A 24987-nucleotide genomic window follows, 5' to 3' on the forward strand; every position below is an offset into this window, starting at 1 on the left:
AGTCTCCTCGATCAATTCGGCTTGAGGTAGAGCGTTGAGAGACGCACGTTCGCCGACTTCAGCGACACGAGCGTGAGCGGGCGGCCGAGCGTGAGCGGCTGGCCGGGCAGGGGATCGTCCTTCCCGAGTTGCTTGAGGGCGATGCGGGGCGGGCTGGAAAGCTGGCCCAGGATTGCGTCCAGACCGGGCTGATCGTCGGCCAGCTCATCCCAATAGACGGCGATCTCGGCAGTCCAGGTGACCTCGTCCCGACCCTTGGCCGCTTCCACAGGGGTCTGGGTGGGAAGCGCGGGATAGGCGCCGACCGCGGCGATCGAGCCGTTCGCGCCGGCGATGCCCAGCGCGATGATCCTGCTGTCGACGGTGACCGTCATCGCGGCCCAGGCGGCGGGCTTGTCGGACCCATCGGCCTGGCGCTCGGCAAGCTGGGCGCGGACCGTGGAACGCGGCCCCGATGCGGCCCGGGCGATCGTTGGGAAGAGCGGCAGATAGTCGGGCTTGTAGGCCGCGGGTGCGTCGGCCGGCAGCAGGGGAGCGATCTTCGCCTGGTCAAGTGCCGCCCAGCCCGGCCAGACCAACCGACCGCGCACCGGCAGTTTCGCCTCGAACCGGATCGGCAGGAAGCGGCGGAACGGATCGTCGACTGATATCTTGAAGCTGCGCGCCTTGGCGGGCCAGTCGGCGGGAGTTCCGGCGAGCTCCAGACCAAGTCCGGGCAAACGGGGTGTCATCCAGGTGCCGCTGGGCGTCGGCCCGAGCGTCGCACTGCGAAAGGGACGTTCGGCATCGACGATGCGCACTTCCAGCCCGTCGCCGACAAGGCCGAGGTCCGACGTGTCGCGGAAGGCGAAACCAAGCGGGACATGCCGCACCAAGCGATCGGGCGAGACGAGGACGAGCGTCATATCGCCTCCTCGGCCATGCCGACGCCGAAGCCGCGTTCCAGCACCTCGCCATTGTCGTCGAGCGCCTGATTGCTGTCGATCAGCACCATGCGGACGAGATAATTGACGAACAGCGGGTGCTTGCGGATGCGATCCCACATGTTCAGCTGGTCGGCGAGGGCGAGCGGATCGCAGACCAGGTCGACATCCTCCTCGACGGTGAAGATGTCGTCCTCGGTGAGATAGTCGTTGAGCTGGGCGGCGGTGATCGTCCCGGCATCTTCCAGCGCGCGCATCAGCCAGCCGAGCATACGCAACTGCTTTTCCGCCGAGGAAGCGACCGGGATGATCAGGAAGCTGAGATCGATCGGCAGCGAGGGCCTGAAACGGCGCCCGAAAATGTCGACCCGTGGCCCGCGGGCGCGGCGCTGCGTGTTGATCGTCACGCGCCAGGGCAGGATCGCGAAGCCGTCGCCGGTCAGCCCCTTCTCCACCTCCTTGGCCTGGTACATCTCGACGGTGAGCGTGTTGAAGGCATCGCGCGGATAACGTTCGCGGATCAGGCCGCGGATCGCGGCGGCAACCGCGGCGATGGCCTGATGCTGGGCCATCAGCCGGCCCGCGCCACGGCGCGGATCGCATCGGCGAGCCCATGCTCGCCCCCGGCGGTGAAACGCCATCCTTGCCGGTCGACCCGATACAGGCTGCCCGCTTGCCCATCTTCGCCGATCGCGACCACGCCGATATGCGGCGCCTCGACGATCGCCCGCAGCGCGACCGGGAAATCGCGCATCGCCGCCTGATGAAGGACGACAACATCCACGTCCTCGATCCTTGTTTCGGCATCGGGGGTATCGGGCGAGGCGACGGGCTGAATCAGTTCGATATCCTCACATCCGGCGAGCGCGCCGTGCAGCGCTGACCTGACCATCGCGGTGGAGGCGCCGAGCAATACGCGGATCGTCATTGCGCACCCCTTCGAGGTCAGGGAGGCAAATTAGGCCGATGTCGGCGCGGCGCGCATGATCCCAAGGGTGGGGAGGAAGGCCCGGGTCGACGGGCCGGGACAAGGACCTGGGAGGAGGTCCGGGAGGGGGCCCGGGAGCGGGGCCGGACCTGCGCCCGAACCGATGGTCCAGTCCATTTGGTCTATAATGTCGCATTCATGCAATTGGTCGACGGAGAGTCGACGGCATCGCGACAGAGAATCGTCGAAAACACCGTATTGATCTTAAATCCAGTTTCCGAATGCCCGGATCGGGACTATAATCGCCGTTGCCTAGTTGCTGGGAGTTTCCTTTGCTCTTTCGTGACAGCCAAGGCTTGTTCTTGGCTCGGTAGGCCGTGCGCTGCGTGGACAACTCAGCGTTAATCGCGATGTTGGGGGACAGGATTTTCTCTCCCGGCGAGTATTGGTCCGGCCCGCCACGGCCGATCGGCATTTTCGAAAGCCGGCCGGAGCGGCGCAATATAAAGGAGTTCACGGATGGAGCGCCATCGCGACGGCGACGCAGGCAGCGGGAGGCGACCGGCCGCGCTCGTGGTGAGCGACGTCCTGATCTATCGCGACGGAATTGCCGCGGGACTGACGCGGATCGGCGACCTGGAGGTGGTGGGCGCCATCTCGGCCGAGGACCTTTCCGGCGCGCTCGCCCTGAACAGGGTGGAGATCGTGTTCGTCGATATTTCCCGTGAACGCTCGCGCGAGGCGGCGCGGGCCGCACGGGCATTGTCGCCGCCTGTGCTGGTGATCGGCTTCGGCATGACCAGCGAGGATGAGGGCCTAGCGGGGGCGGAAGCGGGCGTGACCGCGTTCGTCGACCATGATGGGACGATCACCGACCTGAACCAGGCGGCCAAACGCGCGCTGAGCGGGATCCCGGTTTGTCCGCCGCAGCTCACGACGCGCCTGTTGCAACGCGTCGCGCAGGTCGCGGCGCGCGGGCGGCCCGAAGGCGACGCGCATCTGACGCGCCGCGAGCGCGAGATCGCCTCGCTGGTGGAAGAGGGGATGTCCAACAAGGAGATCGCCTGCGCGCTCAACATCAGCCCGGCTACGGTCAAGAACCATGTACATATGATCCTGGACAAGCTGAACCTGCCGCAGCGGCGCATGTTGATGCTGTCGCAAGTCGCGCGGGGCGGCCGGGCGGGGCAGGGGGTGTACGATTCGACCGTGGCCTGATGTGGCGCGGTTCGGTCAGGGCGCCTGTGGGGCGGGATTCCCATAGGCGGCGAAGAAGACGCGGACGCCCTCGGCCGCGTGGCGGCGGAGCGCCACCGGCCCCGGGATCGCGGCATCGCCCAGGAACATGGCCCGGTTCACCGGTTCGCCCATCAGCAGCCAGTTGAGGTGAGAAGCGGCGGCCTGCGGATTCTCGATCGACAGCAAGCCGCGATCGGTCCAGCGGGCAAGGGCTGACGCCAGACCCGCCACGGCGCGCCCGGGTCCGCCCTCCTGCAACGCGCGGCCAAGTTCCGGGAAACGGCCCGCTTCGCCGATGACGAGGCGGCGGAGCTGCATCAGCCGCGGGGTGAGGACCACGAGGAGCTGCCGCTCGGCATAGGCTCGTAGCTGTTTCTCGGGATCGTCCAGCTCGCCCATATCCGCGATCTCGCGCTGGACGATATCGCCGGCCGCGCCGGTCATGCTGGTGACGATCGCGACGAACAGCGCCTCCTTGCTCGCGAACTGCTTGTAGACCGTCTGTTTCGACACCGCCGCCCGCGCGGCGACCTCGTCCATGCTGGTGCCGAGATAGCCCCGGTGCAGGAATATCTCGGTGGCGGCATCGAGGATCGCCACACGTTTGCGATCGGTGCGGCTCACCGGGTCGATCTCGGTCGGTTCAGTCGTACGCGCCATCGTCTCCAGCCAATCGGGTTCGGTTGACTCTTGGTACTAGACAGTCCAGTTCTATACAAGATCGGAATGGAGAGTTGGATGAGCGTGAAACAGCCGGAGCCCCTGACAATGTCGTGCCGGTGCGGTGCGGTTGAATTCGAAGGCATAGGCAAGCCAATCATGAGCGCCGCCTGCTATTGCGCGAGCTGTCAGGAAGCGGGCGCGCGGATCGAGCGGCTGGCCGATGCCCCGCCGGTGCTCGAAGCCGATGGGGGCACTGCTTTCGTCCTGCACCGGAAGGACCGCATTCGCTGCACCAGGGGCGGCGAGCGGTTGGAGGATCATCGCCTTTCGCCCGCCGCGCCGACCCGGCGGGTAGTGGCGACCTGTTGCAACTCGGCGATGTTCCTCGAATTCAGCAAGGGCCATTGGCTGAGCCTGTATCGCAGCCGGGTCTCGGGAGATGCGCCGCCGCTGGAGATGCGGGTAATGACCCGCGACCGGCGCGAGGGCCTGGTGCTGCCCGACGACTTGCCCAATTACGCGACCCATTCGGGCAAGTTCATGTGGAGGCTGCTGGCCGCCTGGGCCGCGATGGGCTTCCGCGCGCCTGCCGTCGCGGGTCTGCGATCGTGACCGCGTCGGCCAAGGTCCCGATGGAGAACCCCAACAGCCCTGACCGGCCGATCCGGGTGGATGCGGACAAATATCAGGCGATGCGCGACGCCATCCTGGCGGTGCTGCCGGCGACGGTGCCCGGCCTGACGGTGGCCGAAACGAAGGCGCGGCTTCTGCCCTTGTTGCCGGAGGCGCTGTTCCCCGGCGGGGACAAGGCCGGCTGGTGGCTGAAGGGCGTGCAACTCGATCTCGAGGCGAGGCGCCTGATCGCGCGGGAAGAGAGCAAGCCGCTGCGCCTGCACCGGCTGTAGGGCGACCCGCGCCCTCGTCGCCATTTCTGGATATGGTTCTTCATTGCCCTTTTGCCGGTACGGCTGCAGCGGGCTGAGGGCTTTTTGCGGAAGTTATGGTGGACGCACTTGGGCTCGAACCAAGGACCCGCTGATTAAGAGTCAGCTGCTCTACCAACTGAGCTATGCGTCCATACCGGGCAGCGAAAGTGGCGCGTTGGAAGGCGCCGCCGCATCGGGGAGGGCGCCCGTTAGCACCCGTCGCCAGAGTTGCAAACCCTTTTTTTGCCCGCTCGTCTCGCTGGCCCTACCAGCGCACCGTCTGGCGGTTCTGGCGATCGATCGACATCAGGATTCCGATGCACAGCATGATCGTCATCTGCGACGATCCGCCGAAGCTGATCAGCGGCAGGGGAACCCCCACCACCGGCGCCAGGCCCATCACCATCGCCATGTTGATCGCGACATAGAAGAAGATCGTGGTGGCGATGCCCGCCGCGGTCAGCCGGGCGAAGCGGCTTTGCGCGCGGAGCGCGACCATCACGCCCCATTGGATGATGATCATGAAGGCGATGATCAGCCCGATGCCGCCGATCAGGCCCCACTCCTCCATCATCGTCGCCAGCGCGAAATCGGTATGGCCCTCGGGCAGATAGTCCAGATGGCTCTGAGTCCCGTTGAGGAATCCCTTGCCCAGGATGCCGCCCGATCCGATCGCGATCTTCGACTGGCTGATATGATAACCGATGCCGAGCGGGTCGCTCTCCGGGTTGAGGAAGACGAGGATTCGGTTGCGCTGATAGCCGTGCAGCACGAAATTCACCGCGAGCGGGATCGCCGCCCCAAGCGTCAGCGCGGCGCCGATGAACAGGCGCAGGGGCACGCCGGCGAGGAACATCACGGTCGCGCCGCCGACCACGATCATCAGCGCGGTGCCGAGATCGGGCTGTTTCATGACCAGCGCGGCCGGGATCAGGATCAGCACCGCTGCCGGCCAGATCGCGCCGAAACGCCGCGTCTCGTTGGGCGGCAGCGAATGGTAGAAGCGGGCGGTCGCGAGCACGATGAACACCTTCATCAGCTCGGACGGCTGCAGGCGGATGATGCCGAGATCGAGCCAGCGCTGCCCGCCGCCGCGCACCGCGCCGATCAGCTCGACCAGGATGAGCATGACGATCAGGCCGACATAGGCCGGGATCGCCAGCGCCTGCCATGTAGATTCGCGCACGCGCGACAGCACGACCGCGCCTGCCAGGAAGACGAAGAAGCGGATGCCCTGGATCAGCGCCCAGGGGCGTAAGCTGCCGCCTGCCGCGGAATACATCACGAGCAGCCCGAACACCCCGATCCCGAGCACCAGCAGGATGATCTTCCAGGGGAGCTGCGCCAGCGGCTCGGGAACGAAGTTGAGGCCGCTCACCGATCGGTCTCCGTCGATCCGGTCTCGGCGACGCCCGCGCCGGCCCGGGTAGCATTGGCAAGCGCCTCGGCGCTGGCATCGGCGGCTTCGGTCGCGGCCTCCACTGCAGGGGCGTCGGTCGGCGCCGTGGCGTTGATCTCGGTCGCTGCGCCGACGGTCGGCGGAGGCGCGTTGGCGGCCTCTCGATAGGCGGCGCCCTGCGCGGCCATGCGAGTCTTGATGTCGCCACCCCAGGTCGGTTCGACCTCGGCGAGACTCGCCACCGCGCGCTCGCGGTCGAGCAGATAGGTCAGGATGTCGCGCCCGATCATCGGCGTGTCGAGATTGCGGATGAGATGGGCATTGTGCTCGAGCACGACCGCGGCGGCATAACGCGGCTTGTCCGACGGCGCGAAGCAGATGAACAGCGCATGGTCGCGCATCTTGAAGGGCAGGGCGGCATTGTTGAGCACGCCGCTGCGCCGCTCCGCCATCGAGATGCGGCGGACCTGCGCGGTGCCGGTCTTGCCCGAAATGGTCATGCCCGGAATCTGGAGCCGCGACGCGCCGCCGGTCCCGCCATCGTTCACCACCGCGAACATCGCGTCGCGGATGATGTCGAGGTGCTCGGGCGCAACGTCGAGCGGGGCAGCGGGGTGGACCTTGTCCATCAGGATGCTCGGGGTGAGCGCGCGGCCCGAGGCGATGCGCGAGGCCATCACCGCGAGCTGAAGCGGATTGGCGAGGACATAGCCCTGGCCAATCGACGCGTTGAGCGAATCCGCGACCGTCCAGTCCTGCTTGTAGCGCTTGAGCTTCCAGTCGGGATCGGGGACCGTGCCGTAGCGCTGCGATCCGAACGGCAGGTCGTATTTCTGCCCCAGGCCGAGCTTGCGCGCGACCGGCGCGATGCGGTCGTAGCCGATGTCGCGCGCCATCTGGTAGAAATAGATGTCGCAGCTCTGCGCGACGGCACGGCGCATGTTGACTCCGCCATGCCCACCGCGCCTCCAGCAATGGAAGGTGCCGTTGCCGACCTTCAACGCGCCCGAGCAATTGACCGACTGGTCGGGATGGACGCCCGCCTCGAGCAAGGCGAGCGCGTTCATCGGCTTTACGGTGGAGCCTGGCGGATAAAGCCCCTGCAGCACCTTGTTCATCAGCGGCACGTGATCGTCGTCCGACAGCATCTTCCATTCGAGATGGCTGATCCCGTCGGAAAAGCTGTTGGGGTCATAAGCCGGCATCGAGACCATCGCGAGCATCTCGCCGGTCGCGACATCGATCACCACCGCCGAGCCGGAATTGGTGCCGAGGCGGCGCGCGGCATATTCCTGCAAGCCCGCATCGATCGTCAGGCGGGCCGTCCTACCAGGCTCGTCGGGCCGGGTCGCCAGCTCGCGGACCAGCTTGCCGCGAGCGGTCACCTCGACGCGCTTGGCGCCGGGCTTGCCGCGCAACTCGGGCTCGAGCGTCTTCTCAAGGCCGTCCTTCCCCAGCTTGAAGCCGGGGGTGACCATCAGCGGGTCCTTGGTCTTCTGATATTGTTCGGCCGAGGCGGCGCCGACATAGCCGGTCAGATGCGCGACCGCGGCGCCCGCCGGATAGCTGCGCGCAAAGCCGCGCGACGGCGCGACGCCGGGCAGCTCGGGCAGGTGCACGCTGACCGCGGCGAACTTCTCCAGGTCGAGATTTTCCGAAACCTGAACCGGCTGGAAGCCGACCGCGCGTTTCAGGTCGGTCCTGATCCGGTCCATCTCCTCGGGCGGGAGATTGAGGATGTCGCGAAGCAGGCCGAGGGTGCGGTCCTTGTTCTCAAGCCGGTCGGGGATGATATCGACGCGGAAATCGGTGCGGTTGTTGGCGATCGGCACGCCGTTGCGATCGACGATCCAGCCACGCCGCGGCGGGACCAGAGTCATGTTCACGCGGTTGCTTTCGGAGAGCAGGCTGTAATGCTCGTTCTCGGCGACGGCGAGCCAGGTCATGCGGCCGGCGAGCAGCAGCCCGACCGCTGCCTGGCCGGCGCCCAGCACCAGCGCGCGGCGCGAGAAGCTGTAGGTCTGCGTCGCCTCGGTGATGACGCGTGTTGGCTGGTTCATTCGCCCCCGCGCTTGTAGTCAAGCCAGGCGCAGAACCGCGCTACCAGAGGGAAGAGCATCGTCGAGATCACGATCTGGAGCAATAGCACGGTATCGACATGAGCGCCGATAGGGGCAGCGACGAGCCGTCCCGCGATGAGGCAAAAGCCGATCGCGCCCGATGCGATCAGCCAGTCCTGCCAGAAATCGCGGAACACCAGCCTCTGGTCGATCAGGTCGATCATGAAGAAGCACAGGGTCCAGAGCAGCATCGCATTGCCCAGCGGCTGGCCGCTGACCAGGTCGTCGAAGAAGCCGAGCGGCAAGGGCGCCCAGATGCGGAACACGTCGGGCCGGGTCAGCCGCCAGCCGAGCAGCATCATCAGCCCGAGCGGCGGCAGGAACGGGAAGGTCGCGACGAACGGCCAGGTCGTGATCAGCGAGGCGAGCAGCACCGACAGCGGCGGCAGCAGCCGCGCGGCCGCGGGCGGTGGCGCGGCGTCGAAGGGGCCGCGGGCGGGCTGCCTCATGGCGCGGGCGTGGCCGCCGGGGCCGCGACGGGCAGGAAGGCCTGCTGGACGAGCGCGAAATCGAGCGTGTCGGGCTGGGCAAAGGTGCGGGCGAGCGCCGTGTCGCGCGCCCGCTTCAGCACCCGCGCGACCGGGATGTTGGGCGAATAGATGCCGCCGGTGCCCGAGGTGACGAAGATGTCGCCTGGCTCGAACCCGACATTGGCGAGCGAGGCCGAGCGGATGTCGAGCAGCCCGTCGCCGCGGCCCGCGGCCAGCGCGGGCAGGCCGTCACGGGTGCGGCGCACCGGCACGATGCTTTCCGGATCGGACAGGAGCAGGACTCGGGCGGTATTGGGTCCGGCTTCAAGGATGCGGCCGATCAGGCCCTCGGGGCCGCGTACCGGCTGGCCCGGCTTCACGCCCTGCCACGACCCGGCATTGAGCACGGCGAAACGCCGCGTGCTCGATGCCGAGGAGCTGACCAGCCGCGCCGCCACCACCGGCTCCGGCGAGCGCTCGCGCAGCCGTAGCAGTGCCTGCAGCCGGCGGTTATCGTAGGAGAGGGTCCGGGCGCGCATCAGCAACGCATGATTGTCTTCCAGCTCCTTGCGGAGCTGCGCATTCTGCTTGCGCACGCCGATATAGTCGGAGGCCGAGGAGGGGATTGAGGCGATGCCCCGACCGATCGCCGCGATGCCGGACGAGATGGGGGTGGTCACCTCCGCCACGGTTGCGCGGAGCGCGGCGAAGGCGGGGGGATCGAGAGTCGCCAGGGCAAGCAGGACCGCGCCGACAAGCGAGCCCGCCACGGCGATCACATATCCCAGGAATAGGCTGTATTGCGCCCGCCGCGAAAAACCCGGGCGCCGGTTACGAGACGGCGCCATATTCCCCCTCACAGAAGGCCCGGCGCCGCCCATCGGCACCGGGGCCTCATCATCTGATCACGCGCTGTGCAGCACACCACGGAACACCGGATCCTCGAGCGCGCGGCCCGTGCCCAGCGCAACGCAGGTCAACGGGTCGTCGGCGATCGTGACCGGCAGGCCGGTTTCGTCGCGCAGCACCTCGTCGATGCCTTTGAGCAACGCGCCGCCGCCGGTGAGCACGATGCCCTGATCGACGATGTCCGCCGCCAGCTCGGGCGCGGTGTTCTCGAGCGCGATGCGCACGCCTTCGACGATCTGGCCGACCGGTTCCGAGAGCGCTTCAGCGATCTGGCCCTGGTTGATCTGGATTTCCTTCGGCACGCCATTGACCAGGTCGCGGCCCTTGACGTGGATGGTGAGGCCGATGCCGTCTGGCGGCGGCTTCGCCACGCCGACTTCCTGCTTGATGCGCTCCGCGGTCGAATCGCCGATCAGCAGGTTGTGGTTGCGGCGGACATAGGAGACGATCGCTTCGTCCATCTTGTCGCCGCCGACGCGGACCGAGGTGGTATAGGCGAGGCCACGCAGCGAGAGCACGGCGACTTCGGTCGTGCCGCCGCCGATATCGACGACCATCGAGCCGATCGGCTCGGTGACGGGCATGTCGGCACCGATCGCGGCCGCCATCGGCTCCTCGATCAGCCAGACCTGCGAGGCGCCGGCGTTGGACGCAGCGTCGCGGATCGCGCGGCGCTCGACCGAGGTCGAGCCCGACGGCACGCAGATCACGATCTGCGGCCAGCGCATGAAACGCCGCTGCCCGCCATGAACCTTGTGGATGAAGTGCTTGATCATCTGCTCGGCGACATCGATGTCGGCGATGACACCGTCGCGTAAGGGGCGGATCGCCTGGATGCTGTCCGGGGTCTTGCCCATCATCAGCTTGGCGTCGTCGCCAACCGCCTTGACGCGCTTGACGCCGTTGATCGTCTCGACCGCGACGACCGACGGCTCGTTGAGGACGATGCCGCGTCCGCGCAGATATACCACCGTGTTCGCCGTCCCGAGATCGATCGCCATATCGTGCGACATGAGTCTGAAGAAACGCGAGAAGAAGGCCATTGATCGTTCCGTTCCAGGCCGGCCGCTTCTAACGGTCCGGCAGTTCGCACTGTCCGCTTGCTGCACCTGTGATGGCCCGGCCAGAGTGGGAAATTCCACGCTCTGTTTGCCGAGTAGATGCGGGTCGCGGGATGCCGTCGCTTGGGCTACAGCCACATCCATGTCAATACGCCGTCTGCCCGAACATCTCGTCAATCGTATCGCCGCCGGTGAAGTGGTGGAACGCCCCGCCAGCGCGTTGAAGGAACTGGTGGAAAACGCGATCGACGCGGGCGCCCACCGGATCGCGATTCGTCTCGTGAGCGGGGGCACCGACCTGATCGAGGTGACCGACGACGGATGCGGCATGACGCCCCCCGATATGGGCCTTGCGCTGGAGCGGCACGCGACCTCCAAGCTGCCCGACGAAGCGATTGAAAACGTTGCAACGTTGGGATTTCGCGGCGAGGCGTTGCCCTCGATCGCGAGTGTGGCGCGGCTGACGCTGGAAAGCCGGGTGCGCGGGGCGGAAGGCTGGTCGCGGGTGGTCGATAACGGCGTGCTGGTGTCGGAGGGGCCCGCCGCGATTCCCCCGGGCACGCGGGTTCGGGTCGAGGCGCTGTTCGAGCGGGTGCCGGCGCGGCGCAAGTTCCTGCGATCCGCCCGGTCCGAATATGCCGCGAGCCTCGATGTGGTGCGCCGGCTCGCCATGGCGCGGCCTGACATCGCCTTCAGTCTCGAGCATGACGGCCGCCGATCGCTGTCGGTGCCGGCGGGCGAGAGCCTGCCCGACCGGGTCGCCGCGCTGACCGACCGGGCGCTGATCGACAATGGCGTGCCGATCGACCTGGAGCGCGAGGGGCTGAAGCTGGGCGGGGTCGCCGGGCTGCCGACCTTCAACCGCGGCGTGGCGGATCATCAATATCTGTTCGTCAATGGCCGGCCGGTGAAGGACCGGCTGCTCGTCGGCGCGGTGCGCGGCGCCTATGCCGAATTGCTCGCGCGCGACCGGCATGCAGTGGTGGCGCTGTTCCTCGAGGTGCCGGCCGACATGGTCGATGTGAACGTCCACCCCGCCAAGACCGAGGTGCGCTTCCGCGAGCCGGCGATGGTGCGCGGCATGATCGTCAGCGGTCTGAAGCGCGCGCTCGACGAAGCGGGGCATCGCAGCGTGCAGCGGCCGAGCGAGACGGCTTTGGCCGCGTGGCAGCAGGAGCCGATGGCACCCGCATCGCCGCAGCTCTGGGAAGACCGGCAGTGGGACAGCAGGCCGGCAGCCGGCCAGCATGCGGTGTTCGAACGCCGCCCAAGCTTCATCGCCCCACCGATGGCGCGGGCTGAGCCGGCTTATGCGCCGCCGCCCGAGACGATATCCTTCCCGCTCGGCGTGGCGCGCGGTCAGGTCGCCAAGACCTATATCGTCGCGGAAGCCGAGGACGGGCTGGTGCTGGTCGACCAGCATGCCGCGCATGAGCGGCTCGTGCTCGAGCGGATGCGCAAGGCGATGGCCAATGGCGGCGTCGCCGCCCAGGCGCTGCTGCTGCCCGAAGTGATCGAGCTGGACGAGCCGGCCTGCGATCGGCTCGAAGCGCGCGCCGCGGAGCTGACCGAGTTCGGGCTCGACCTTGAGCGCTTCGGCCCGCGCGCGATGCTGGTGCGCTCGGTGCCGGCGATGCTCGGGCAGAGCGATGTTACCGGCCTGGTCACCGACCTTGCCGACGAGCTGGCCGCGTTCGACGAGGCGTTGAGCCTGAAGGAACGGCTCGATCATGTCGCAGCGACCATGGCGTGCCACGGATCGGTGCGGGCAGGGCGCATCCTCTCGGTCACCGAGATGAACGCGCTGCTGCGCGAAATGGAGATCACACCGCATTCGGGCCAGTGCAACCATGGCCGCCCGACCTGGGTGAAGCTGGCGCATGGCGATATCGAGAAGCTGTTCGGACGGAAGTAAACGCACCGGAAGGGGGCACGATTCTTCCAGCATTAAAGCTAATGTGAGAGTCGATCAACGCTATCAATCGCGTTACGATATTTACCACCGATTCAGCCGTCAGGCTATCGTTTCCGATCAACGCTCTCGTGGCAAAGAGCAGACGGTTGAATAGTGTGGCAGGCAGTATTTCACGATTTCTTGCGCAATGTGAGAGTCGCTTAAGTAATGCTCTATATATCTTGGCGATTGTTTTAGTCTCTGAAATCTGAATCGTCATGTCATGGCCTTCGGAATCGCGAACCCGCATCTCGGGGCAGGCATGATATCCGACCGGGCGGCATGTTGAATCGGAGGACTCAGGTCCTTCGTCTCCGCGATCGACTGGGCCCTCCGATACCCGTAGCCTGCCGGCCTGGCCGGCGAACCGATATGGCGGTACGACGAACGCCTATCGGTCGGACAAAAGGGGATAGCGTGTCGACCTTGAGGAAGCTCTGGCAGGCCCTCCGCGGCGCCCGTGCGATGCGCAAGGCGGGAATCGGGCCCGAGCCGCATGACCGCAGGCTTCCGAAGCCGAATTGGGTGAGGGACGCAGCCCAGCTCGATGCGTTGATCGACAAAACGGGTTTTGCCGCTTCAGCGCCAGAGATCCGTCGCCGGGCCGAGCCTTGCCTCTATCTCTTCGAGACAGGCAGGGCGCCGGACGCGCCGATCGGCGCGACCCGGTTCGGTGGCGTGCCCGATCTTCCTCCGGACATGCCCTGGCCGGGCGATGCTGCCGGCAACCCGTTGCGCTTCTACGCGCAGATCGCTCTGTCGGGCCTAGCCGGAACGGTGGTCGCGGACATGCTTCCGGCATCGGGTCTGTTATCCTTCTTCGTGAGCCCGCTTGACCTCGATCCGGATCCGATCGCCGTGTCGGCCTTGCTGACCCCCGACGGCAAGCCGCTGGTGCGGCGAGAGCCGCCCGCGGACCGCGAGAAATTCGACTATCCGAGCGTCGTGACATTGAATCCCGTGTCGGTCGCGTTCGAACCGGGGCTGTCCTTTCCCACCTTCGATTTGCGGTGGCTGGAAACGCTCGAACGGGCCAATCCCGATGGCGATATCGATGCCCTCACCGAAGGGTTGCAATCGCCGGTCGGTGTGGTGGGACAGATGCTGGGCTATCCAAGCTGGAGCGAGGACGATCTGCGCGAGGAGCTGTATTTCGACGACGTCGGTCGTCCTGGCGCGCAACGCCTCCGGCTTTGGACCAGTTGGGAGGATTGGGAGCAAGCGAAGACGATGAGCTCCAGGTTGCGCGGCGGCACGATCTATCGGCCCTGGCAGGCGAAAGACGACGGGAACATGCGCTGGATTTTGGAGAATGAGGCCGAGATAACCGAGGGCGTTGAGCAATGGCGCGCGCTGTTGAGCATCGAATCCAACAAGACGATGGACCTCTGGATCAACGACGCCAACGCGATTTATTTCCTGACACGTGCCGAGCGCCTGCGCGAAGGCGATTTTTCAGCTGTTCGCGCGACGACGGCCCAAAGCTGATCGCGGCGATCGTTGCACCGTTGCGACAGGGGCGCAGAAATCCTGCCCAAGCCCGCTTTCGTTCTGAGGATCAAACGCCTACATCGCCCGTCCCATGTCCCGCCCCAAGCCCCCTGTCTTCGAGAAAACCAAGATCGTCGCCGAGAACCGGCGGGCGCGGTTCGATTATGCCATCGACACCGTCTATGAGGCCGGCATCGCGCTGACCGGCACCGAGGTGAAGTCGCTGCGCAGCGGCACCGGCTCGATCGCCGAGAGCTATGCCGAGGTGAAGGACGGGCAGGTCTGGCTGATCAATTCGAACGTGCCCGAATTCAGCCATGGCAACCGATTCAACCATGAACCGAAGCGCGCCCGTAAATTGCTCCTTCATGAGCGCGAGATAAACAAGATGCACGGCGCGGTGGCGCGCGAGGGCATGACCCTGGTGCCGCTGATGATCTACTTCAATTCGAAGGGTCGCGCCAAGGTGGAGCTGGCGTTGGCGAAGGGGAAGAAGGATCACGACAAGCGCGCGACGATCAAGGAGCGCGACTGGAAGCGCGAACAGGGGAGGATCATGCGTGATCGTGGCTGACCGGCCCGGCCTTTCCTCGCGCGTTGCCGAATGGTGGCGGCGCACCATGCCGACGCGTGAGAGCATGGAGCAGAATCGCCTGCTCCGGCCGGTGGCGCACCGCGTGCTCGCGCCTGCGCTGTGGCGCTTCACCCGCCGCTCCGTGCCGCGCGGCGTCGCGCTCGGCATGGTCACTGGCATCCTGTTCCCGGTCGCCCAGATCGCCTTTTCGGCGGTGCTCGCGCTGCCGATCCGCGCCAATATCCCGGTTGCGGCGGCGATGACCTTCATCACCAATCCGTTCACCACGCCGCCTTTGTGGGTTGCCGCCTATTGGATCGGCAAATGGGTGCTGCATCTCGATGCGCAGGTACCGGGCGCGCCGATCGCCACGCAGGTGGCGGCCAATTCCGGCTGGCTGCACTGGCTGCTCTCCACCGCCGGGCCGGCGACGATCGTCGGCCTGTTCATCATCACGCTGACCTTCGCCGTGGTCGGCTATGCCGTTGCGGCGCTGGGCTGGCGCTGGCGCGTCGCGCGCAAATGGCGGAGTCGCGCGCACGCTCGGCGGAAATAACGGACGGCCTGCTGTCCTGAAATTGACTGGGCGTGTTATCGACTTAGAACACGACGCATTCCCCTCCTTTTCAGGATGCGACATGCGCAGATCGTCCTTCGCCGTATTTCTCCTCTCCGCGACCATGCTGGCCGGCCTCTCCGCGGCGAGCCCGGCACCGCAACCCCAGGCTGCCGCCGAGGCCGCGGCAGCACCGGTGGCCAAGCCCGCCTTTGGCGATTTCGGCGTCGATGAAGCCGGAATGGACAAGCGGGTCCTGCCGGGCGACGACTTTTACGGCTATGTGAACGGCATCTGGGAGAAGAACACCCCGATCCCGGCCGACAAGGCGAATTACGGCGCGTTCGACGGGCTGCAGGACATGTCGCGCGAGCGCACCCATGAAATCCTCGAGGCGGAGAAGGCTCGGCCGGAGTCGAAGATCGGCGCGGCCTATGCCGCCTATCTCGACACGGTGGCGATCGAAGCGAAGGGCCTGGCGCCGATCAAGCCCTGGCTCGACCGGATCAAGGGGCTGAAATCCAGATCGGGCTATGCCGCGCTGGTTGCCGAGGCCGATATCAACGGCGTGCCCGTGCCCTTCCTCGCCGGGGTGGGTCAGGACGCCAAGGACCCTGAGCATTATGCGCTGCAGATGCGCCAGGGCGGCCTGGCGCTCGACCGCGACTATTATCTCGCGACCGAGGGCAAGCTGGCCGAGGCGAAGACGGCCTATCAGGCGCATATCGCAAAGATGTTCACCCTGGCGGGCGAACCCGATGCCGAGGCGCGCGCGAAAGCGATCGTCGATTTCGAGACGGCCATCGCCAAGGTGAGCTGGAGCAACATCGAGAATCGCGACGCCAACAAGACCTATAACAAGATGCCGGTCGCGAGCCTGAAGAGGATCGCCCCGGGCTTCGACTTCGCCGCCTATTTCAAGGGCGTCGGCACCCCGGTCGATACCGTGATCGTGGCGCAGCCGACCGCGGTCGCCGGGATCGCGAAGCTGATCGCGGAAGCGCCGATCGGCGTGCTGCGGGATCAGCTGCTGCTGCGCTCGCTCGACGGCTATGCGGCGGTATTGCCCAAGGCGTTCGACGACGAACGTTTCGCGATGTTCGGCACGGTCATTTCGGGCACGCCGGAACAGGCGGACCGCTGGAAGCGCGCGGTCGACCATGTCAGCGGTATCCTGACCGACGATGTCAGCAAGCTGTACGTCGCGAAATATTTCCCGCCCGAGACCAAGGCGGCGGCCGACGCGATGGTAAAGAACATCATCGCGGCGATGAACGTCCGGATCGACAAGCTGGAGTGGATGACGCCGGAGACCAAGGTCAAGGCGCACGCCAAGCTGGCCGCCTTCACGCCGCGGATCGGCTATCCGAGCCAGTGGCGGGATTATTCGGCGCTGAAGATCGTGCCCGGCGACGCCTTCGGCAATGCGCTGCGCGCCAACCAATGGGCGCATGAGTATAACGTCAAGAAGCTCGGCAAGCCGATCTATCGCTGGGAATGGGGCCTGACCCCGATGACGGTGAACGCCCAGGCCAACCCGACGCTGGTCGCGATCACCTTCCCGGCCGCGATCCTGCAGCCGCCCTTTTTCGACCCCAAGGCCGATCCGGCGGTCAATTATGGCGGCATCGGCGCGGTGATCGGTCATGAGATGAGCCATCATTTCGACGATCAGGGCGCGAGCTTCGATCTGACCGGGCGGCTGACCGAATGGTGGACGCCGCAGGATGTGGAGAATTTCAACAAGCGCACCGACGCGCTGGTCGCCGAATATGACGCCTATGAGCCGCTGCCGGGCATGAAGCTGAAGGGCAAGCTGACGCTTGGCGAGAACACCGCCGATCTCGCCGGGCTCAGCGCCGCGTACGACGCCTATCATGCCTCGCTGGACGGCAAGCCGGCACCGGTGATCAACGGCTATACCGGCGACCAGCGATTCTATCTGGGCTGGGCACAGGTGTGGCGGCGCAGCTATCGCGAGGCGGACATGCGCAACCGGCTGCTGACCGACCCGCACGCCCCCTCGCAACAGCGCGCCTGGATCGTGCGCAACCTCGATCCCTGGTATGATGCGTTCAAGCCCAAACCGGACGAGAAACTCTATCTGACGCCGGAGCAACGCGTTCGCATCTGGTAGTGTTTCGGCAAGGTCGGAGCGATGGCCGCTTCCAGGTCATCGTCGATTCCTCTCCCCGTCATGCCGGACTTGTTCCGGCATCCACCGTTCCGCGGGCTCGCAAGCCGTTATGGTTGCGGAACCGTGGACCCCGGAACAAGTCCGGGGTGATGGAAGGGTAAGCCGTTCGAATTCCACTCTAGCCCTTGACGGCTCGCCCGCGCGGTCCAAGACAAATCTCGATGGCAAGCCTTCCCGTTTCCTCCGCATCGACGCTCTCGCCCGCGCGCGGCGCGGCGCTGATCGCGGGCGCGTGCGGGCTGGCGGCCGCGTTGCTGATCCTGGCCGTGGTCGGCAATCTCCCGGTCGCCGCCGGCTTCCTGGCGACGAGCCTGGTGATTGCCGGCGCACTGCTGCTGTTCCGCCGGCTCTTCCTGGCCGGCCGGGCCGAAGCCACCGAGCCCGACTGGAGCGTCGCGCGCGCTCTCGCGGCAAGCAGCCCGGAGGCGGTGGCGATCACCGACCGCGCCGGGCGGCTGGTGTGCGCCAACGACCGCTACGAAAGCCTGTTCGCCGGTTTCCCGACACCGCCCGCCTTGCCGGTGGACGAGGCGGGGATCGGCGACCTGAGCGCCGCCGGCCGCGCGGCCTGGCGTGACGGCGCTGCCTCGGTCGGCCGGCTGCTCGCGCGGGGCACGCCGCTCAGGGCCGAGATCGAGCGGGCAGGGGCTGACGACGACCTGCTCGTCTGGCGGTTCCGCGGCGTCGAGGCACTCGATCTCGCGAGCACCGTCGAGGGCGTGATCGGCGGCCCGACCGGCGACCGGCTCGCCGCGGCCGGCATCATGGCGGCGTTGATCGGTCCCGACGGCCGGATCCGCGCGGCGAATCGAGTCCTGCGCGCCCGGGCGATGGGGCATGAGGAAGGCGCGGTCGCCGGCCGCGATTTCGCGCGTTTCCTGATCACCGACAGCCATGGCCTGGTGCGGTTCGAGCGCGAGGGGTTGAGCGGCAGCCCCTTGCGCGTGCTGCAGGTGCCGTTCCTCGACGGCGACGACGCGCCGATGCTGGTGGTGATGCTCGACGAGGAAGGCGGCGCGAGCGAGCCGGCGATCGGCGCGAGCGCCAGCGCGCATGTGCGCAGCCTGGTCTCGCTGATGCCGTTCGGCATGGCGCTGGTCGATCGCGACGGCCGCTTCCTGCAGATGAACGACGCGTTCGCGCGCGCCGCGCAGGTCGATGCCGGATCGCCGCCGCTCTATCCGGGCGATCTGCTGGTCAAGGAGGACAAGGGCGTGGTCGCCGACGCGATCCGCCGCTTCGCCAACGGGGCGACTCATTCGACCGATCTCGCGGTGCGGCTGAAGGACCATCCCGACGAGCCGGTCGCGCTATCGATCGCCGGCGCTCGGGGCTTGGGCGATGCGGCGGTGCTGCTCAGCCTGAAGGATAACAGCGAGGAGACGCGGCTGAAGCGCGAAGTCGCGCAGGCGACCAAGATGCAGGCGGTCGGCCAGCTCGCCGGCGGCGTCGCGCACGACTTCAACAATATCCTGACCGCCATCATCGGCCATTGCGACCTGATGCTGATGCGTCATTCGCCCGGCGACAGCGATTATGACGACATCCAGCAGATTCGCGCCAATTCCAACCGCGCGGCGAGCCTGACGCGGCAATTGCTCGCTTTCTCGCGCCAGCAGACCCTGGTGCCGCAGGTGCTTCAGCTGCCCGATGTGATCTCCGAAGTGTCACAGCTGCTCAAGCGATTGCTCGGCGAGACGGTGACCCTGACGGTGAAGCATGGCCGCAACCTCGGCCCGGTGCGCGCCGATCCGGGGCAGCTCGAACAGGTCGTGGTCAATCTCGCGGTCAATGCGCGCGATGCGATGCTGGCGAAGGATCCCCGCGGCGGCGGCACGCTCTCGATCCAGACCATGGCGGTGACCGCAGTCGATGTTCGGCGCATGGGCTCCGACATCCTGCCGATCGCCGATTATATCGCGCTCGAAGTGGCCGATACCGGCGGCGGCATTCCGGTGGAGATATTGCCCAAGATCTTCGAACCCTTCTTCACCACCAAGGAAGTGGGCAAGGGCACCGGGCTCGGCCTGTCGACCGTCTATGGTATCGTCAAGCAATCGGGCGGCTATATCTTTGCCGACAATCGGGACCAGGGCGCGGTCTTCACCATCTACCTGCCCGTCCACACCGCGCCGCAGCCGGCCAAGGCGGCAACACCCGCCAAGAGCAGGGACAAGCCGACCGATCTCTGGGGCACCGGCACGATCCTGCTGGTCGAGGACGAGGACATGGTGCGCACGGTTGCCGAGCGGGCATTGGCGCGGCAGGGCTATACCGTGCTGACCGCGGAGAATGGCGAGGTCGCGCTCGACCTGCTGGCGCGCAACGAGCGGCCCGACCTGCTGATCTCCGACGTGGTGATGCCGGTGATGGACGGGCCGACCATGGTCCGCCAGGTCCGGTCGCGCTATCCCGACCTGCCGATCCTGTTCATGTCGGGCTATGCCGAGGAGCAATTGCGCAGGTCGATCGACCTCGACAATGTCTCCTTCTTGGCCAAACCCTTCTCGGTTCAACAGCTTGCCGAGGCCGCGCGGGACGTGCTGGCGGCGAAATGACTTGGCGGCGGGGCGCGGGGACGATTATGGAACGGCGATGAGCGGGCCGCAGAATATTCTGATCGTCGAAGACGAACCCCTGATCGCGATGATGCTGGAGGATTTCCTCGACGTCCTCGGCAAGACCATGGCCGGCACCGCCGACACGGTCGCCGACGCGCTGGCGCTGATCGAAGCGGGCGGGGTGGACGCCGCGATCCTCGACGTGAATCTGCGCGGCGGCGAGAAGAGCTGGGCGATCGCCGATGCGCTGACCGCGCGGGGCATTCCCTATATCTTCGCGACCGGGGGCTCGACCGACAGCCTGTCGGAAGCCTATCGCGACCGGCCGACTCTGCCCAAGCCCTTCACCATGGACGCGGTGTCCAAGGCGCTCGATTCGCTGGGTTAAGCGATCCGTTCCGGCACTGCCGCCGCATCCTCGACCAGCGACTGGGCGGGCGCAACCGCTTCCCAGGGGAACACGAACCAATCCTTGTTGAAGGTCCGGTCGATCGTGCGGGCGCGGTACTCGACCTGTTGCGCCGAGCTGACATTGTCGATCAAGGTGGCGAAGCGGATGCTGCCGGGCACGGCGCCGGCCGCGCTCAGCACCTCGCGCAGATGGCCGATGGTACGACCCGAATCGTTGATGTCGTCGAGGAACAGCAGCCGCTCGCCGGCCTGGGTACGGCGTGCCAGCCTGGCCAGCGGTTCGTCGGCGAAATCCTTCACCTGGCTCGAATAATCGACCGAGAGCATCGGCATGCCGGTCGCATGGCTGAGATAGACCGCGGGGGCGAGGCCGCCACGCCCGATGCCGATGATGAAATCGGGCTTCCAGTCGTCATCGGCCAGCAGCGCGGCGAGCGTGTGGACAGCGGCGACGAAGTCCTCGTGCGGGATATCGGTGAAGACGGTCATTGGCTTGCCTCCATATAGGCGTCGAGACTGGCCAGATGCGCCGCCACCGCATCGTCGGGCAGGAAGGAACCGAGGAACGAATTGCGCGCGAGCAGCGCCAGGTCCTCGCGGTCCAGCCCGCGCGCCGAGGCGGCCGCGCGATAATTGTCGGCGATATAGCCCCCGAAATAGGCCGGATCGTCGGAATTGATCGTGGCGCGGAGACCCACCCTGAGCATGCGGTCGATCGGATGATGGGCCATGTCGTCGACCACGCAGAGCTTCAGGTTGGACAGCGGGCAGACCGTCAGCGTCATGCCGGTACGGGCAAGGCGCGCGGTGAGCACCGGATCCTCCAGGCTGCGATTGCCATGGTCGAGCCGGTCGATGCCGAGCAGGTCGAGCGCCTGATAGACATAATCGGGCGGGCCTTCCTCGCCGGCATGCGCGACGAGGCGCAGGCCCCTGGCGCGGGCGGCGGCGAACACCCGGGCGAATTTCTCGGGCGGATGGCCGAGCTCGGACGAATCGAGCCCGACCGCGTCGATCCGGTCGAGCCAGGGCTCGGCCGCTTCGAGCGTGGCAAAGGCTGCCGCCTCGTCGAGATGGCGCAGGAAGGAGAGGATCAGCCTGGAGGTCATGCCGTGCCGGGCCTTCGCCTCGGCCATGCCGGCGAGCAGCCCCTCGATCACCGTGCCGAAGGCGATGCCGCGATCGGTATGGGTCTGGGGATCGAACATGATCTCGGCATGGACGACACCGTCGGCCGCGGCGCGATCGAAATAGGCCAATGCCAGGTCGTGGAAATCCTGCTGCGTCTGCAGCACGTTCGCGCCGGCATAATAGATGTCGAGGAAATCCTGCAGGTTGGAGAACGCGTAGGCGGCCCGCACCTCCTCGACGCTCGCAAACGGGATTGCGATACGGTTGCGCTCAGCCAGCGCGAACATCAGTTCGGGCTCGAGACTGCCCTCGATATGAAGGTGGAGCTCGGCCTTGGGCAGGCCGGCGATGAAATCATGGTCGGTCATGCTGCTTCATTGCCCGGGGCGGGCAGGGGGGCAAGCGCGGTTTTCGTCTCAGCCGCGGTATCCAGTGCCGGCAATGCGCAATGTGAAGTCGTCGCAGAGATAGGTTTCCTGGACCTGGCGATCAAAGCGATCATGCACGCCCCAGAAAGCCTCTTTGCTGTTCACTCGACTATATTCCGCTTTGATGTTTCTGAAACACATCATGCTGCCGATGAGGCCGCTGCCATATGGGCTATAATCGGAATATTGACAGAAGAGACAGCTCTTGATGCTGGTTCCAGCGGGAAGCTGGCGCGCGAGATCAAGCAACTCATCTTCAAAAAAACCGGTATTGCCGGAAGATAGCAGGCGAAGATCGGAGAAGGTCAGTGCCAATTTCAGCGATTCGTTGCTGATCCCGCCATGCGGTGCCGGCTTTCGAGCACCCAAATGGAGATCGACCTTCAGGTCAGCCACTGTGTCGATTCCCTCCACGAGGATCGGAAGCGGCATCGTCAGCGAGATATCGCACGCGCAGAGACTATTGGAGGCGGCGAATCCAAGCAGCGACGCGGCGGGAATCTCTGGATCCGGATCGAGACTATCGAATGATTCGCCGCGAAACGTCACACCGAGGACCGTCATGGTGAAAGCTTCACCGTCATTGGTGAAAACGGCCGGAAATGTGCCACGCTCATCGGCATAGGAGCCTTGATAGATAGCGAATGGGGCTTCCTCAGGATGTACACCGCCAGCCATGTCGTTCCATCGCGCCTGATTGCTGAGGAGGCGAGCCTATTCGGCGCACCCCGGTGGCGGCCTAGCACGGATTAGTCGCGATAGCGGAACGATGAATGCGCGTGCCCCACGCCTGCTTACAGGCTTGATGAACGGCGGAACAAAAAAAACTCGTTCCCCACTTGTTCCAAGAGAACAAACCATATACGGAGCTTCCAACACGCATTGAATGCACGATGTGATCAGTCTAGCGACGGAGGCTCCAGTGGCGGCATCTTTGAAGGTCATCGACAACAAAATGGCAGTCTCCAACGACAAGGCGAGTTCAGAGCGCGCCAAGGCACTCGACGCGGCGCTCGCACAGATCGACCGCGCTTTCGGCAAGGGCTCGGCCATGCGGCTGGGCTCGAAGGAAACCATGCAGGTCGAGGCGATCTCGACCGGTTCGCTCGGGCTCGACATTGCGCTCGGCGTGGGCGGCCTGCCGCGCGGCCGCGTGATCGAGATCTACGGGCCGGAAAGCTCGGGCAAGACGACGCTGGCGCTCCACGTCATCGCCGAAGCGCAGCGGGGCGGGGGCACCGCGGCGTTCGTCGATGCCGAGCATGCGCTCGACCCGGTCTATGCCAAGAAGCTCGGCGTCAACATCGACGAGCTGATCGTGTCGCAGCCCGACACCGGCGAGCAGGCGCTCGAGATCGTCGACACCCTGGTCCGTTCGAATGCGATCGACGTGCTGGTGGTCGATTCGGTCGCGGCTTTGGTGCCGCGGGCGGAAATCGAGGGCGAGATGGGCGACAGCCATGTCGGCCTTCAGGCCCGGCTGATGTCGCAGAGCCTGCGCAAGCTGACCGGCTCGATCAGCCGTTCGCGTTGCATGGTGATCTTCATCAACCAGCTGCGCATGAAGATCGGCGTGATGTACGGCAACCCGGAGACCACGACGGGCGGCAACGCGCTGAAATTCTACGCCTCGGTCCGTCTCGACATCCGCCGCACCGGCCAGATCAAGGACCGCGAGGAGATCATCGGCAACACCACCCGGGTGAAGGTCGTCAAGAACAAGGTCGCGCCGCCGTTCAAGCAGGTCGAATTCGACATCATGTACGGCCAGGGCATCTCGAAGATCGGCGAGATCCTCGACCTCGGCGTGAAGGCCGGGCTGGTCGAGAAATCGGGTGCATGGTTCAGCTACGACAGCGTCCGCATCGGCCAGGGCCGCGAGAATTCGAAGACCTTCCTCAAGGAAAATCCGGAAATGTCCGATCGCCTGGAAAAGGCGATCCGTGCCCGCACCGACAAGGTCGCCGAGGAGATGATGGCCGGTCCCGAACCCGAGGACGATGACGGCGATCTCTGAGACCCGACTTCACGCGGCGTTCCCCCGTCGCAAAACCCGGAAAGGCCCGCCCGCGTCGGCGGGCCTTTCATATTTCGGGGCCTGAGATTTCGGACTGGGGCGCGCCCCTTCGCCATGCTGGTTCGCCCGGGGGATGCGGGATAGAGCGGTTCCAGCGTGGCTTGATCGCGCTGGCGTGGAGACAAAAGCATGACGAGCGCGAACGACTGGTCGGGTTCGATCGGCGATGTCTGGGCGGAGGAATGGCCGCAGACCGATCGCTGCCTCGCCGGGCTGGCGGTGCATCTCAACGCGGCGATCCTCGACATGGCGGCCCCGGGCAGCGTAACGATCGTCGATATCGGCTGCGGCGCGGGCGCGACGAGCCTGGCGACCGCCACGGCACTGCCCGATCGGCCCGTGGTCGGGATCGATATCTCGCCCTCGCTGGTCGCGATCGCCACGGAACGCGCTGGCGGCCTGGGCAATCTCTCCTTCCGATGCGGCCCGGCAGAGGATCACCTCGCCGATCTTGCGCCGGTCGACCTCATCGTTTCGCGCCACGGCGTCATGTTCTTTCCCGATCCGGTCGCGGCCTTTTCGGCCTTGCGGTCCGGGACGGTGCCGGGGGCCGGCCTGGTCTTCTCCTGTTTCCGGCCGCCCGCGCTCAACCCATGGGCAACCGAACTCGTTTCCGCCGTCGCGGGGGAAATGCCGCCGCCTCCCACAGGCTATGTGCCAGGACCTTTCGCCTTTGCCGATCCCGATTTCGTGCGGGCTGTACTGGGCGCGGCGGGATGGTCGCGGATCGACGCCAGGCCGGTCGATTTCGCCTATCGTGCCGGGCAGGGGCCCGATCCGGTCGGCGCCGCGCTGCGCTTCCTGCAACGGATCGGCCCGGCCGCGGCGCTGCTGCGTCAGGCCCCCGTGGAAGAGCGCGCGGCAATGCTGGCGCGCGTCGAAGCGGTCATCGCGCGCCATCGTTCCGGCGATGCCGTGGATTTCCCCGCCGCGGCGTGGTTATGGTCGGCACACAACGACATATGAGAG

General features: G+C 66.1%; 24 protein-coding genes and 1 tRNA gene. 12 read left to right on the forward strand and 13 right to left on the reverse strand.

Annotated elements, in window-relative coordinates; all coding sequences use genetic code 11:
- Positions 1 to 11: 11 nt before the first annotated feature.
- From AC1RT8_RS01630 to AC1RT8_RS01640, 3 genes are read right to left on the reverse strand one after another with little or no spacing between them, the layout of a single operon-like run.
- Positions 12 to 905 carry a hypothetical protein gene (locus AC1RT8_RS01630; protein WP_493073827.1) on the reverse strand — a complete coding sequence of 298 codons (894 nt, stop codon included), beginning with the start codon at positions 903 to 905 and terminating at the stop codon, positions 12 to 14.
- On the reverse strand, positions 902 to 1495 hold the full coding sequence (locus AC1RT8_RS01635) for a Pvc16 family protein (protein WP_493073828.1): 594 nt from the start codon (positions 1493 to 1495) through the stop codon (positions 902 to 904). Before AC1RT8_RS01635 ends, AC1RT8_RS01630 begins: the two co-directional genes overlap by 4 nt.
- Positions 1495 to 1851: a hypothetical protein gene (locus tag AC1RT8_RS01640; protein WP_493073829.1), complete on the reverse strand. Its 357-nt coding sequence runs from the start codon at positions 1849 to 1851 to the stop codon at positions 1495 to 1497. Before AC1RT8_RS01640 ends, AC1RT8_RS01635 begins: the two co-directional genes overlap by 1 nt.
- 519 nt (positions 1852 to 2370) lie before the next feature.
- Here AC1RT8_RS01640 and AC1RT8_RS01645 point away from each other — a divergent pair.
- The gene (locus AC1RT8_RS01645; protein WP_493073832.1) at positions 2371 to 3069 is read left to right on the forward strand and encodes a response regulator transcription factor; all 699 of its coding nucleotides are present in this window, start codon (positions 2371 to 2373) and stop codon (positions 3067 to 3069) included.
- 15 nt (positions 3070 to 3084) lie between these two features.
- Here AC1RT8_RS01645 and AC1RT8_RS01650 read toward each other — a convergent pair whose 3' ends face one another.
- Positions 3085 to 3750 (reverse strand): TetR/AcrR family transcriptional regulator, encoded by a 666-nt coding sequence (locus AC1RT8_RS01650; RefSeq protein ID WP_493073835.1) that lies wholly within the window; start codon positions 3748 to 3750, stop codon positions 3085 to 3087.
- A 108-nt stretch (positions 3751 to 3858) separates the two neighbouring features.
- Here AC1RT8_RS01650 and AC1RT8_RS01655 point away from each other — a divergent pair, with 108 nt between their 5' ends.
- Both AC1RT8_RS01655 and AC1RT8_RS01660 read left to right on the forward strand, forming a co-directional pair.
- Positions 3859 to 4365 (forward strand): GFA family protein, encoded by a 507-nt coding sequence (locus tag AC1RT8_RS01655; protein WP_493074654.1) that lies wholly within the window; start codon positions 3859 to 3861, stop codon positions 4363 to 4365.
- Positions 4362 to 4658: a DUF6958 family protein gene (locus AC1RT8_RS01660; protein WP_493073838.1), complete on the forward strand. Its 297-nt coding sequence runs from the start codon at positions 4362 to 4364 to the stop codon at positions 4656 to 4658. The genes AC1RT8_RS01655 and AC1RT8_RS01660 overlap by 4 nt, the downstream gene beginning before the upstream one ends.
- Positions 4659 to 4754: 96 nt before the next feature.
- On the opposite strand, the gene AC1RT8_RS01665 is transcribed toward AC1RT8_RS01660, so the two are convergent.
- The 6 genes from AC1RT8_RS01665 to AC1RT8_RS01690 all read right to left on the reverse strand — a co-directional run bounded on the left by AC1RT8_RS01665 (position 4755) and on the right by AC1RT8_RS01690 (position 10620).
- Positions 4755 to 4830, reverse strand: a tRNA-Lys gene (locus tag AC1RT8_RS01665).
- Positions 4831 to 4944: 114 nt separating this feature from the next.
- Positions 4945 to 6057, reverse strand: coding sequence for a rod shape-determining protein RodA (rodA, locus tag AC1RT8_RS01670; protein WP_493073843.1), 1113 nt, complete (start codon positions 6055 to 6057; stop codon positions 4945 to 4947).
- Positions 6054 to 8138 carry a penicillin-binding protein 2 gene (gene mrdA, locus AC1RT8_RS01675; protein ID WP_493073845.1) on the reverse strand — a complete coding sequence of 695 codons (2085 nt, stop codon included), beginning with the start codon at positions 8136 to 8138 and terminating at the stop codon, positions 6054 to 6056. The genes rodA and mrdA overlap by 4 nt, the downstream gene beginning before the upstream one ends.
- Complete coding sequence (gene mreD, locus AC1RT8_RS01680; protein WP_493073846.1) at positions 8135 to 8647, reverse strand: rod shape-determining protein MreD; 513 nt, start codon at positions 8645 to 8647, stop codon at positions 8135 to 8137. The genes mrdA and mreD overlap by 4 nt, the downstream gene beginning before the upstream one ends.
- The gene (locus tag AC1RT8_RS01685) at positions 8644 to 9516 is read right to left on the reverse strand and encodes a rod shape-determining protein MreC (protein WP_493073847.1); all 873 of its coding nucleotides are present in this window, start codon (positions 9514 to 9516) and stop codon (positions 8644 to 8646) included. Before AC1RT8_RS01685 ends, mreD begins: the two co-directional genes overlap by 4 nt.
- Positions 9517 to 9573: 57 nt before the next feature.
- Positions 9574 to 10620, reverse strand: a complete 1047-nt coding sequence (locus tag AC1RT8_RS01690; protein WP_372854148.1) for a rod shape-determining protein — start codon at positions 10618 to 10620, stop codon at positions 9574 to 9576.
- A 160-nt stretch (positions 10621 to 10780) separates the two neighbouring features.
- Between AC1RT8_RS01690 and mutL the strand changes: the two genes are divergently transcribed.
- The 7 genes from mutL to AC1RT8_RS01725 all read left to right on the forward strand — a co-directional run bounded on the left by mutL (position 10781) and on the right by AC1RT8_RS01725 (position 20359).
- Positions 10781 to 12553: a DNA mismatch repair endonuclease MutL gene (gene mutL, locus AC1RT8_RS01695; protein ID WP_493073854.1), complete on the forward strand. Its 1773-nt coding sequence runs from the start codon at positions 10781 to 10783 to the stop codon at positions 12551 to 12553.
- A gap of 465 nt (positions 12554 to 13018) precedes the next feature.
- Positions 13019 to 14080 carry a DUF1963 domain-containing protein gene (locus AC1RT8_RS01700; RefSeq protein ID WP_493073856.1) on the forward strand — a complete coding sequence of 354 codons (1062 nt, stop codon included), beginning with the start codon at positions 13019 to 13021 and terminating at the stop codon, positions 14078 to 14080.
- A gap of 94 nt (positions 14081 to 14174) precedes the next feature.
- Positions 14175 to 14657, forward strand: coding sequence for an SsrA-binding protein SmpB (gene smpB / locus AC1RT8_RS01705; RefSeq protein WP_372854156.1), 483 nt, complete (start codon positions 14175 to 14177; stop codon positions 14655 to 14657).
- Positions 14658 to 14703: 46 nt separating this feature from the next.
- Positions 14704 to 15213, forward strand: a complete 510-nt coding sequence (locus AC1RT8_RS01710) for a DUF2062 domain-containing protein (protein ID WP_493074655.1) — start codon at positions 14704 to 14706, stop codon at positions 15211 to 15213.
- Between the two features lie 82 nt (positions 15214 to 15295).
- Complete coding sequence (locus AC1RT8_RS01715; RefSeq protein WP_493073861.1) at positions 15296 to 17350, forward strand: M13 family metallopeptidase; 2055 nt, start codon at positions 15296 to 15298, stop codon at positions 17348 to 17350.
- Positions 17351 to 17571: 221 nt separating this feature from the next.
- Positions 17572 to 19968: a hybrid sensor histidine kinase/response regulator gene (locus AC1RT8_RS01720; RefSeq protein ID WP_493073864.1), complete on the forward strand. Its 2397-nt coding sequence runs from the start codon at positions 17572 to 17574 to the stop codon at positions 19966 to 19968.
- Positions 19969 to 20005: 37 nt separating this feature from the next.
- A complete protein-coding gene (locus AC1RT8_RS01725) occupies positions 20006 to 20359 on the forward strand; it encodes a response regulator (RefSeq protein WP_493073867.1) in 354 nt (117 codons plus the stop codon).
- Here AC1RT8_RS01725 and AC1RT8_RS01730 read toward each other — a convergent pair.
- The 3 genes from AC1RT8_RS01730 to AC1RT8_RS01740 are packed head-to-tail and all read right to left on the reverse strand — an operon-like array spanning position 20356 to position 22619.
- Positions 20356 to 20871 (reverse strand): phosphoribosyltransferase, encoded by a 516-nt coding sequence (locus tag AC1RT8_RS01730; protein WP_493073870.1) that lies wholly within the window; start codon positions 20869 to 20871, stop codon positions 20356 to 20358. The genes AC1RT8_RS01725 and AC1RT8_RS01730 overlap by 4 nt on opposite strands.
- Positions 20868 to 21881 (reverse strand): adenosine deaminase, encoded by a 1014-nt coding sequence (locus AC1RT8_RS01735; RefSeq protein ID WP_493073872.1) that lies wholly within the window; start codon positions 21879 to 21881, stop codon positions 20868 to 20870. The genes AC1RT8_RS01730 and AC1RT8_RS01735 overlap by 4 nt, the downstream gene beginning before the upstream one ends.
- Before the next feature lie 48 nt (positions 21882 to 21929).
- On the reverse strand, positions 21930 to 22619 hold the full coding sequence (locus tag AC1RT8_RS01740; RefSeq protein WP_493073874.1) for a DUF6304 family protein: 690 nt from the start codon (positions 22617 to 22619) through the stop codon (positions 21930 to 21932).
- Between the two features lie 244 nt (positions 22620 to 22863).
- On the opposite strand from AC1RT8_RS01740, the gene recA reads away from it, so the two are divergent.
- Positions 22864 to 23958 (forward strand): recombinase RecA, encoded by a 1095-nt coding sequence (recA, locus tag AC1RT8_RS01745; RefSeq protein ID WP_372854166.1) that lies wholly within the window; start codon positions 22864 to 22866, stop codon positions 23956 to 23958.
- Between the two features lie 189 nt (positions 23959 to 24147).
- Positions 24148 to 24984: a class I SAM-dependent methyltransferase gene (locus AC1RT8_RS01750; RefSeq protein WP_493073876.1), complete on the forward strand. Its 837-nt coding sequence runs from the start codon at positions 24148 to 24150 to the stop codon at positions 24982 to 24984.
- Positions 24985 to 24987: the final 3 nt, after the last annotated feature.

It is taken from the genome of Sphingomonas sp. GW821-FHT10F11 (genome assembly GCF_058809095.1).

Excerpts from the sequence above, each read along its gene's own strand:
- AC1RT8_RS01650 (WP_493073835.1), bottom strand. The coding sequence starts at position 3,750 with ATGGCGCGTACGACTGAACCGACCGAGATCGACCCGGTGAGCCGCACC.
- smpB (WP_372854156.1), top strand. The coding sequence starts at position 14,175 with ATGTCCCGCCCCAAGCCCCCTGTCTTCGAGAAAACCAAGATCGTCGCC.
- AC1RT8_RS01730 (WP_493073870.1), bottom strand. The coding sequence starts at position 20,871 with ATGACCGTCTTCACCGATATCCCGCACGAGGACTTCGTCGCCGCTGTC.
- AC1RT8_RS01685 (WP_493073847.1), bottom strand. The coding sequence starts at position 9,516 with ATGGCGCCGTCTCGTAACCGGCGCCCGGGTTTTTCGCGGCGGGCGCAA.
- AC1RT8_RS01750 (WP_493073876.1), top strand. The coding sequence starts at position 24,148 with ATGACGAGCGCGAACGACTGGTCGGGTTCGATCGGCGATGTCTGGGCG.
- AC1RT8_RS01740 (WP_493073874.1), bottom strand. The coding sequence starts at position 22,619 with ATGGCTGGCGGTGTACATCCTGAGGAAGCCCCATTCGCTATCTATCAA.
- AC1RT8_RS01710 (WP_493074655.1), top strand. The coding sequence starts at position 14,704 with ATGCCGACGCGTGAGAGCATGGAGCAGAATCGCCTGCTCCGGCCGGTG.
- AC1RT8_RS01715 (WP_493073861.1), top strand. The coding sequence starts at position 15,296 with ATGCGCAGATCGTCCTTCGCCGTATTTCTCCTCTCCGCGACCATGCTG.
- AC1RT8_RS01720 (WP_493073864.1), top strand. The coding sequence starts at position 17,572 with ATGGCAAGCCTTCCCGTTTCCTCCGCATCGACGCTCTCGCCCGCGCGC.
- AC1RT8_RS01630 (WP_493073827.1), bottom strand. The coding sequence starts at position 905 with ATGACGCTCGTCCTCGTCTCGCCCGATCGCTTGGTGCGGCATGTCCCG.
- AC1RT8_RS01635 (WP_493073828.1), bottom strand. The coding sequence starts at position 1,495 with ATGGCCCAGCATCAGGCCATCGCCGCGGTTGCCGCCGCGATCCGCGGC.
- AC1RT8_RS01655 (WP_493074654.1), top strand. The coding sequence starts at position 3,859 with ATGTCGTGCCGGTGCGGTGCGGTTGAATTCGAAGGCATAGGCAAGCCA.
- mutL (WP_493073854.1), top strand. The coding sequence starts at position 10,781 with ATGTCAATACGCCGTCTGCCCGAACATCTCGTCAATCGTATCGCCGCC.
- AC1RT8_RS01640 (WP_493073829.1), bottom strand. The coding sequence starts at position 1,851 with ATGACGATCCGCGTATTGCTCGGCGCCTCCACCGCGATGGTCAGGTCA.
- AC1RT8_RS01645 (WP_493073832.1), top strand. The coding sequence starts at position 2,371 with ATGGAGCGCCATCGCGACGGCGACGCAGGCAGCGGGAGGCGACCGGCC.
- mreD (WP_493073846.1), bottom strand. The coding sequence starts at position 8,647 with ATGAGGCAGCCCGCCCGCGGCCCCTTCGACGCCGCGCCACCGCCCGCG.
- AC1RT8_RS01725 (WP_493073867.1), top strand. The coding sequence starts at position 20,006 with ATGAGCGGGCCGCAGAATATTCTGATCGTCGAAGACGAACCCCTGATC.
- mrdA (WP_493073845.1), bottom strand. The coding sequence starts at position 8,138 with ATGAACCAGCCAACACGCGTCATCACCGAGGCGACGCAGACCTACAGC.
- AC1RT8_RS01690 (WP_372854148.1), bottom strand. The coding sequence starts at position 10,620 with ATGGCCTTCTTCTCGCGTTTCTTCAGACTCATGTCGCACGATATGGCG.
- AC1RT8_RS01735 (WP_493073872.1), bottom strand. The coding sequence starts at position 21,881 with ATGACCGACCATGATTTCATCGCCGGCCTGCCCAAGGCCGAGCTCCAC.